Source organism: Variovorax sp. 01T439_2 (genome assembly GCF_056398445.1).
Map to the genome: position 1 here is coordinate 1 of NZ_JBFTPJ010000891.1, position 2,451 is coordinate 2,451.

3 protein-coding genes are annotated in these 2,451 nt (G+C 68.5%); all 3 read left to right on the forward strand.

Going from position 1 to position 2,451, the window contains the following annotated elements:
* Positions 1 to 1,204 (forward strand): polyhydroxyalkanoate depolymerase (locus tag AC1DOC_RS29355; RefSeq protein WP_478131090.1); only part of this gene is annotated, 1,204 nt, incomplete at its 5' end.
* Positions 1,201 to 1,845 carry an RnfABCDGE type electron transport complex subunit B gene (locus AC1DOC_RS29360; protein ID WP_436298377.1) on the forward strand — a complete coding sequence of 215 codons (645 nt, stop codon included), beginning with the start codon at positions 1,201 to 1,203 and terminating at the stop codon, positions 1,843 to 1,845. The genes AC1DOC_RS29355 and AC1DOC_RS29360, both read left to right, overlap by 4 nt.
* Positions 1,842 to 2,451 (forward strand): LysE family transporter (locus tag AC1DOC_RS29365; protein WP_478131091.1); only part of this gene is annotated, 610 nt, incomplete at its 3' end. The genes AC1DOC_RS29360 and AC1DOC_RS29365, both read left to right, overlap by 4 nt.

Below are 2,451 nucleotides of genomic sequence, written 5' to 3' on the forward strand. Positions count from 1 at the left end.
GGACGTGGTCATCCAGGAGGCCGTCGAGCTCGACAAGCCCTTCTGCGAGCTGCGCCGCTTCAAGCGCTTCACCGACGAACCGCACATCCTCAAGACGCTCAAGAGCCAGCCCGTGGTGCTGATCGTGGCGCCGCTGTCGGGCCACTACGCCACGCTGCTGCGCGACACCGTGCGCACCATGCTGCAGGACCACAAGGTCTACATCACCGACTGGAAGAACGCGCGCCTCGTGCCCATGTCGGAAGGCGAATTCCACCTCGACGACTACGTCAACTACGTGCAGGAATTCATCCGCCGCCTGCAGGCCGAGTACGGCAACTGCCACGTGGTGAGCGTGTGCCAGCCGACCGTGCCGGTGCTGGCGGCCGTGTCGCTGATGGCCAGCCGCGGCGAGCCGCTGCCCCTCACGATGACGATGATGGGCGGGCCGATCGACGCGCGCAAGTCGCYCACCGCGGTGAACAACCTCGCGATGAACAAGAGCTTCGAGTGGTTCGAGAACAACGTGATCTACCGCGTGCCGCAGGGCTTCCCGGGTGAAGGCCGCCGCGTGTACCCGGGCTTCCTGCAGCACACGGGCTTCGTGGCCATGAACCCCGACCGCCACGCCTCGAGCCACTACGACTACTTCAAGGATCTCATCAAGGGCGACGRCGCAAGCGCCGAGGCCCACCGCAAGTTCTACGATGAGTACAACGCCGTGCTCGACATGGACGCCGACTACTACCTGGACACGATCCGCACCGTGTTCCAGGATTTCGAACTCGTGAACGGCACCTGGGACGTCAAGAACCCCAAGGGCCAGATCGAGCGCGTGCGTCCGCAGGACATCCATTCGACCGCGCTGCTGACGGTCGAGGGCGAGCTCGACGACATCTCGGGCTCGGGCCAGACCGAGGCCGCGCACAGCCTGTGCACCGGCATTGCCGATTCGCACCGCGAGCACTACGAAGTCAAGGGCGCCGGCCACTACGGCATCTTCAGCGGCCGCCGCTGGCGCGAACTGGTCTACCCCAAGGTGCAAAAGTTCATCGCGGCCCACGACCAGCCGCAGCGCCGCGCCGGCGCACGCGAAAGCCTGCCGGCCGAAGACCGGATCAAGCCGGGCCGGAGCACGGCGGCCGTTGCAGCCACCAAGAGCACCGCGGCCAGGAAAGCGGTGGCGGCCGCCCCCGCCAAGAAGCCCGCGGCACGCAGGAAGTGAACGGGCTGGCCGCACGCATCCACGATGCACTGCCGCAGACGCAGTGCACACGCTGCGGCTACCCCGATTGCGCCGGCTACGCGCAAGCCCTGGCCGACGGCCAGGCCGGCATCAACCAATGCCCGCCCGGCGGTGCCGAAGGCGTGGCCAGGCTGGCGCGGCTCACCGGCCGCGAGCCGCTCCCGCTCGATCCGCAGTTCGGCACCGAAGGCCCGCGCGCCATGGCGGTCATCGAGGAAGCCTGGTGCATCGGCTGCACGCTCTGCCTCGATGCCTGCCCCACCGATGCCATCGTGGGCATCCACAAGCGCATGCACACCGTGATCGAGGCGCACTGCACGGGCTGCGAGCTCTGCGTTCCTGTCTGCCCTGTCGATTGCATCTCGCTCGAGGTCGAGACGCCAGGCCGCAGCGGCTGGCAGGCCTGGTCGCAGGCGCAGGCCGAGGCCGCATTGCGGCGCTACAAGCTGCACGCAGAGCACCGCCGCGCAAACGACAAGCGCAAGAGCGGGCAAGAAGCGCCCGCGGTCGCAGAGCCGCAGGCCGCCGACACGCGCAAGCGCTCCATCGTCGAAGCCGCACTGGCGCGCGCGCGCGCCGCCTCGCAACAGCAACAACGCCCACCGGCCGCCAAGCCATGACCCTCGACACGCTGCTGATCTACCTCGTCGCTTCGCTCGCGCTGGCCGTCATTCCCGGCCCGACGATGCTGCTGGCGCTCTCCAACGGCATCGACGGCGGCATGCGCCGCGCGAGCTGGGGCATTGCCGGCGCGTCGCTCGGGAGCATCACGCTGATCGCGGTGGTTGCGCTCGGGCTCGGTTCGTTGCTCGCTGCATCCGAACTGCTCTTCAACGCGATCCGCTTGGCGGGTGTCGCCTACCTGGTCTGGCTCGGCGTCAAGCTGTGGCGCAGCGAAGGGGCCGACCTTGGCGCCGCGCTGGCCAAATCCGCCATCGAAGTGCGCCCGCATGGCCGCGTCGCGCTCATGCGCAGCCTGCTCGTGGCGCTGTCGAATCCCAAGACCGTGCTGTTCTTCGCGGCCTTTTTGCCGCAGTTCATCGACATCACAAGGCCGCAAGGCACGCAGTACCTGCTGCTCGGCGCGATCTTCGTGGCGCTCGACACCTGCGTGATGCTGGCCTATGCGGCCGCCGGAACGCAGGCCGTGCGCTGGCTCTCGCGCCGCGGCCTCAAGGCGCTGAACCGCAGCTGCGCGGCTGGCATGTGGCTGCTGGCCGCCACGC